Origin of the sequence: Methanosphaera sp. A6 (assembly GCF_001729395.1) — an archaeon.
Taxonomy (GTDB): Archaea; Methanobacteriota; Methanobacteria; order Methanobacteriales; family Methanobacteriaceae; genus Methanosphaera; species Methanosphaera stadtmanae.
In genome coordinates this window covers 1-5260 of the sequence record NZ_MAIF01000136.1, presented here as the reverse complement: position 1 = coordinate 5260, position 5260 = coordinate 1, and the positions used below count along the sequence as shown (strand labels likewise).

Here is a 5260-nt window from a genome sequence, read left to right as displayed (position 1 = left end):
TGAAAATTATTATTTTTTTTATATATAAAATAAAAGTTAGATTATATATCTAATGTTCTACTTTTTCTAGTATCTTGTTCTATTGTTATATATGGTTCTAATTGTTCTAATTCAAACTCTTTTAAATTTAGTTTTTGGCCTAGATCATTAAGAGAAGTTACAATATATCCATCTTGACGTAGTTGAATTAATTTTTTTGCAAGTATCATATTTATTCCAGGAAGTTTTGATAATTCATTTACACCTGCAGTATTTATATTAACTAATGAGAATGACTCGGTTGGAATTGATTTAGTTGGTTGAGTTTCTTTTCTATTTCTACTATTATCCAAATCAACACTTTGATAATCAAATATATTTTGATTATTATTTATTTCAGGATATACATTCACTACTTTTATTGAATCTAAATCTTTAACATCAAAAGACATTGATACCTCCTGAAGCGGATTTTCTCTACTTACTGATATAAAATCATAGTCTTTATCCACCAATTCCCCATTTTTATCATATATTTCAAAAAAAACATTTATATCTAATTCTTTACAATCTTTTGTAAAAACATTACCATCTATTATGAAGAAATTTCCTTGTCTTGTCTTGGTTTTTTTTATTTTAAAATCATGTAACGTTACCCCACTTCTCTTTTCCCTTTCAGAATTTATTTTCACTGCCACATATTTGGATTTTTTTAATTGAGTTTTTAGTTTTGATGGTTTTTGAAAATTTTTAGAGTTTCCCATTACATTTAATATCTGTTCTTGTTTTGCTAGTGATTTAATTACTTTTTCATCTAACTGTTTATATGTTTTAGATAAATCATCTGTTCTTTTGTAAAGTTCAGTAATCTCTTTAGAAACACCAAATAAATCATTCTTATCAATAATATTATTTATTAATGTAATATTATTTGTTATAGTTGCAACATACTCTTTTAAAGTATTGTCTAATTGTTTTAGATATTCATCATCCATATTATCACCACCGATACTTTGAATATTGTAGGTTTATTTTATTGACTTGTTTATATCTATTTTAAATATTTTTTTTTAAATTCTTTTGGATTTTTTTCTGTTGTATTGTTGTTTTATTTTCTTTTGAATGATTTAAAGTAAGATTTTGTGTCTTTTCCATTTTTTTTCATATGTTGTATTAAACTTGAATAATTTAATTTAAAATTTGGTTTATCTTCTATTATATCTATTTTTTTGATTTATTTGAATTATGGAAATTTCCTTTGTTCTACTTACTTTAGTTTCATATGATTTTTTAACAATAGGTATTGGGAATTTTTCATTATATTTTAATCTATTGATTGATTCCTTATTTTTAGTAGGTTTTTCAGGTTTTTTTAGAAGTTATAAAATACAAACGAAAAAATTAATATAATACTACTATTTTTATAAAAAATCATTTACAAATCAACCTTATATTTAATTAAAGTATAATAAAATTATTTATATTATACTTTTTATAAAATCTATTAATAATAATTAATCTTATTTTTGAGGTTATCACCATGGAATCAAATAAGGAAAATAAAATTCATAATACACACCAAATACTTAAAATTAATGATGATATGGTAAATGAATTCAATAGTCTAAATAAAAAAATACAGGAAGTTTATAAAAAAGTATCTGATAAACAAAACCAATCAGAACATATCCACAATCTTGAGTTAAGTATTGAAAAATTAGAAGATATGTATAATAATCTTAATACAATAGTAGATTCTATACTAGATAAACAAGATGAAATTATTGAAACATTAGAAAATATATCTACAGATATCAATATTCCTACTGGTAAAACTAAAGAAGATGTACTAGAAAATATGGGTTTAGAATATATTTATAGTCTTGATAGAAAACGTGAAATATTAAGTAGTTATATTGAATTAAAAAATAACTATGAAAAAGAAGGAATTGATCTATCAAATGTTTCTGTAGCAGAATTGGATTCTAATCAAGAAAGTATTACTGTATGTGGTGAGATAAGAAACTCTTCAAAAAAGATAGATCTTACTATAACTGTTGTCTTTTATGCTAAAGATGGAAGTATTTTATCTACAGACTATGATTATATAAATGATTGTAATGATTTTGAAACATTTAATATATATACAAATATGAATGATATAAATAATATAGGTAAAATTCTAATTTATCTAAAGAAAAGGTGAGGAATATTTTTGAATAAAAATATTAGATGTAGTTGGTGTAATATAGATAATCCATTATACATAGATTATCATGATAATGAATGGGGTGTTCCTAATTTTAATGATGAATATCTCTTTGAGATGTTAATACTCGAAATATTTCAAGCAGGACTATCATGGGAGACTATTCTTAATAAAAGAGAAGATTTTAGATATGCATTTGATGATTTTTCTGCAGAAAAGATTTCTTGTTACGATGAAGATAAGATTCAAACATTAATGGCAAATAAAAAAATTATTAGAAATGAACTAAAAATTAGATCATCTATTGTTAATGCAAGTGTATTTATTGATATTAGTCATGAATTTAATGGTTTTTATAATTATATTAAAACATTTACTAATAATAAGATTATATATGAAAATAATAAGACAAAATCTAGTTTATCTGAGTCTATTTCTAAAAATCTTAAAAAAAGAGGTATGAAATTTGTTGGACCTACTATTATTTATTCATTTCTACAAGCCATAGGTGTTATATATTCACATGAAGATGAATGTTTTCTATATAAAAAAAATAGTTGAAAAAGAGTTTTTTTTACTCTGATTTTGTTGGTATTACTACAATTGGTACAGTAGAACATCTAATTATTCTTTCTGTTACACTTCCAATAAGGAATCTATCAACAAAGTTTTTTCCACTATTTGCTATTACAACAACGTCAATATCTTTCTTTTCTATAGCTTTTATTATGATGTTTGCAGGATTTCCTTCTACTATTAATTTTTCTGTTTTTATTGTTTTATCAGGAGAGGTTTCTTTAATAATTCCATTTATTTGATCTACTACACGTTGTGTTACTACTTCCCCTTGTTTTTCATAGTCTGCTAGTTCTTTATCTTCTAGAGCATTTTCTGGAAGGCTTGTTAAACTTCTATGATCCACCACATACAATATGACTATTTCTGCTTCTTCATCAATTGCTAATGTAGTTGCATGTTTTATTGCTTTTTCAGAATTTTTTGAACCATCCACTGGTAATAATATTTTATTGTACATTTTTCATCTCCATCCTTATTTATTAGTTATTTATTAATATGTTATGTTTTAATTTAAATATTTTCTATCTAATAAAAAAAATAACTAATATTTACGTATACCAAAATTTATATTTATTTTAAATTACATACTACATATAAAGAAAAAAATAAATATGAAAGGAAGCATTTATTTGACAATAACAGAAATAACAGGATATATAGTTCTAGTTTTATTAGTTTATTCAGTATACATAATTCCCAAAGCAATAGGAGAATATCAGGGCGTTTTTAAAGAACCTGCTGATCCTTTTTTTGGGAAAATGAAAGAGGATTGTAAGTGGACACATGGAATGACTTTTAAATCAATGATTATTGGATTTATTGGTGGATTACTTGTTATGCTTATTATTCAAGAACAAGTACAAAGGTATTTTGGAATACCAGCTTCTGCTTTTGTTATATTCATAATTTTAATTCCTATAACAATATATGCTCTTAAAAAATCCAAAAAAAATAAAATTATAGCTAAAAATAGAAATATTGAAGAGGAAAAAATATCATCCTAACAACATAACCTCTACATAACTTTTTTTATATCTAAATTATCCATATTGAAGCTATCTTCTAATTATTATATATTAATAATTATAAATATATTATTATAGAAAAATTTTTTTAAAGGATACTGATAAAATTAAAAAAATAGATAAAAAAATGTTAGAACAATGTAGTAAAAATATAGAAAAACTAAGAAATAAATGTCCATTAACACATTGTATTACAAATTATGTAACAATTAATGACTGTGCTAATGTTGTACTTGCTATTGGTGGATCACCAGCTATGGCAAATGAAGCTCCTGAGATTGAAGAATTTGTTGAAGCTGCAGGTGTTACTATCATTAATATGGGTACTTTACTTGAAGATCAAATAGAACCAATGCAAATTGCAGCTTGTCATACAAAAAAGACAAACACACCCCTTGTTCTTGATCCAGTTGCTGTAGGTGTTTCTAAATTAAGAAATGATATTACTATTGATTTGATTAATAAATCATCAGTTGATGTTATTCGTGGAAATATGTCTGAAATAAAAGCTATTGCTAATCTTTTTAATATTACAGATGAAAAATCTGTAGCTAAAGGAGTAGATGTTTCAAGTGATGATATTATTACAAAAGATAATATTAAATCAAATGCTTCTTTAGTAAAAGCTGTTGCAGATAAACTTAATACAACAATTGCAGTTTCTGGTGCAATAGATATTATTTCAGATGGAGTAAGTATCTATCTTATTGATAATGGTGAAGAAGTCATGTCTAAAATTACAGGTAGTGGTTGTATGCTTACCTGTGTTATCGGATCCTTTTGTGCTATTACAAGTCCACTAGAAGCAGCAATTATTGGAAGTTTATCCATGGCTATTTCTGGAGAATTAGCAAGAAGAAAAATGGAAATAAATAATGAAGGTTCAGGTTCTTTTAGAACATATCTGATTGATATGATGTATAATATGAATGATGAAACTATTATGAAATATGGAAAGTTATATAAATTGGAGTGATATTTATGATAACAGCAGATTTTGCAATATTACCAGTTGGAACAGATGGTACTGAATTAAAAAAATTTGTAACAGCAGCAGTACAAGTTATTAAAGATTCTAATCTTAATTACCAATTAACTGGTATGGGTACACAGATTGAAGCTAATAGTTATGAAGAATTATATCCAGTATTAGCTAAAGCACAAGAAGCAGTTTTTGAAGCAGGTATTGGTAGAGTTTATTCTGTTATTAAAATTGATGATAGAAGAGATTTAGAAAATCGTACACTTGATGCTAAGGTTGATACTGTAAATAAATTACTTGAATAAGTAATTTACCTTTAATTTTTTAGTAAGATATTATAAAGACAATTTCATTTTCAAAATACCAAATAAAAGAAAATTAATTAAAAATATGAATAAGCCTACTTTTTAAATAAATTAATGAAATTCATTGAATATATTATGAAACTTTCAATATAATGAAAATAGAACTAAAAACAATACCTTT

Annotated in this window: 7 protein-coding genes; 5 read left to right on the top strand and 2 right to left on the bottom strand. The window is 24.2% G+C overall.

Annotated elements, in window-relative coordinates; genetic code table 11:
• Nucleotides 1–41: 41 nt before the first annotated feature.
• Nucleotides 42–974, bottom strand: a complete 933-nt coding sequence (locus A9758_RS07650; RefSeq protein ID WP_011406297.1) for a helix-hairpin-helix domain-containing protein — start codon at nucleotides 972–974, stop codon at nucleotides 42–44.
• A gap of 545 nt (nucleotides 975–1519) precedes the next feature.
• On the opposite strand from A9758_RS07650, the gene A9758_RS05625 reads away from it, so the two are divergent.
• The gene (locus A9758_RS05625; RefSeq protein ID WP_011406296.1) at nucleotides 1520–2185 is read left to right on the top strand and encodes a hypothetical protein; all 666 of its coding nucleotides are present in this window, start codon (nucleotides 1520–1522) and stop codon (nucleotides 2183–2185) included.
• 9 nt (nucleotides 2186–2194) lie between these two features.
• Nucleotides 2195–2749 (top strand): DNA-3-methyladenine glycosylase I, encoded by a 555-nt coding sequence (locus A9758_RS05620; RefSeq protein ID WP_011406295.1) that lies wholly within the window; start codon nucleotides 2195–2197, stop codon nucleotides 2747–2749.
• Nucleotides 2750–2762: 13 nt separating this feature from the next.
• Here the strand turns inward: A9758_RS05620 and A9758_RS05615 are convergent, their stop codons facing one another.
• On the bottom strand, nucleotides 2763–3224 hold the full coding sequence (locus A9758_RS05615; RefSeq protein ID WP_011406294.1) for a universal stress protein: 462 nt from the start codon (nucleotides 3222–3224) through the stop codon (nucleotides 2763–2765).
• 172 nt (nucleotides 3225–3396) lie between these two features.
• Between A9758_RS05615 and A9758_RS05610 the strand changes: the two genes are divergently transcribed.
• The 3 genes from A9758_RS05610 to A9758_RS05600 all read left to right on the top strand — a co-directional run bounded on the left by A9758_RS05610 (nucleotide 3397) and on the right by A9758_RS05600 (nucleotide 5079).
• Nucleotides 3397–3771 carry a hypothetical protein gene (locus tag A9758_RS05610; RefSeq protein ID WP_011406293.1) on the top strand — a complete coding sequence of 125 codons (375 nt, stop codon included), beginning with the start codon at nucleotides 3397–3399 and terminating at the stop codon, nucleotides 3769–3771.
• A gap of 148 nt (nucleotides 3772–3919) precedes the next feature.
• Nucleotides 3920–4768 carry a hydroxyethylthiazole kinase gene (gene thiM / locus A9758_RS05605; protein WP_011406292.1) on the top strand — a complete coding sequence of 283 codons (849 nt, stop codon included), beginning with the start codon at nucleotides 3920–3922 and terminating at the stop codon, nucleotides 4766–4768.
• Between the two features lie 5 nt (nucleotides 4769–4773).
• Nucleotides 4774–5079, top strand: coding sequence for an MTH1187 family thiamine-binding protein (locus A9758_RS05600; protein ID WP_011406291.1), 306 nt, complete (start codon nucleotides 4774–4776; stop codon nucleotides 5077–5079).
• The last annotated feature ends 181 nt before the right edge of the window (nucleotides 5080–5260 follow it).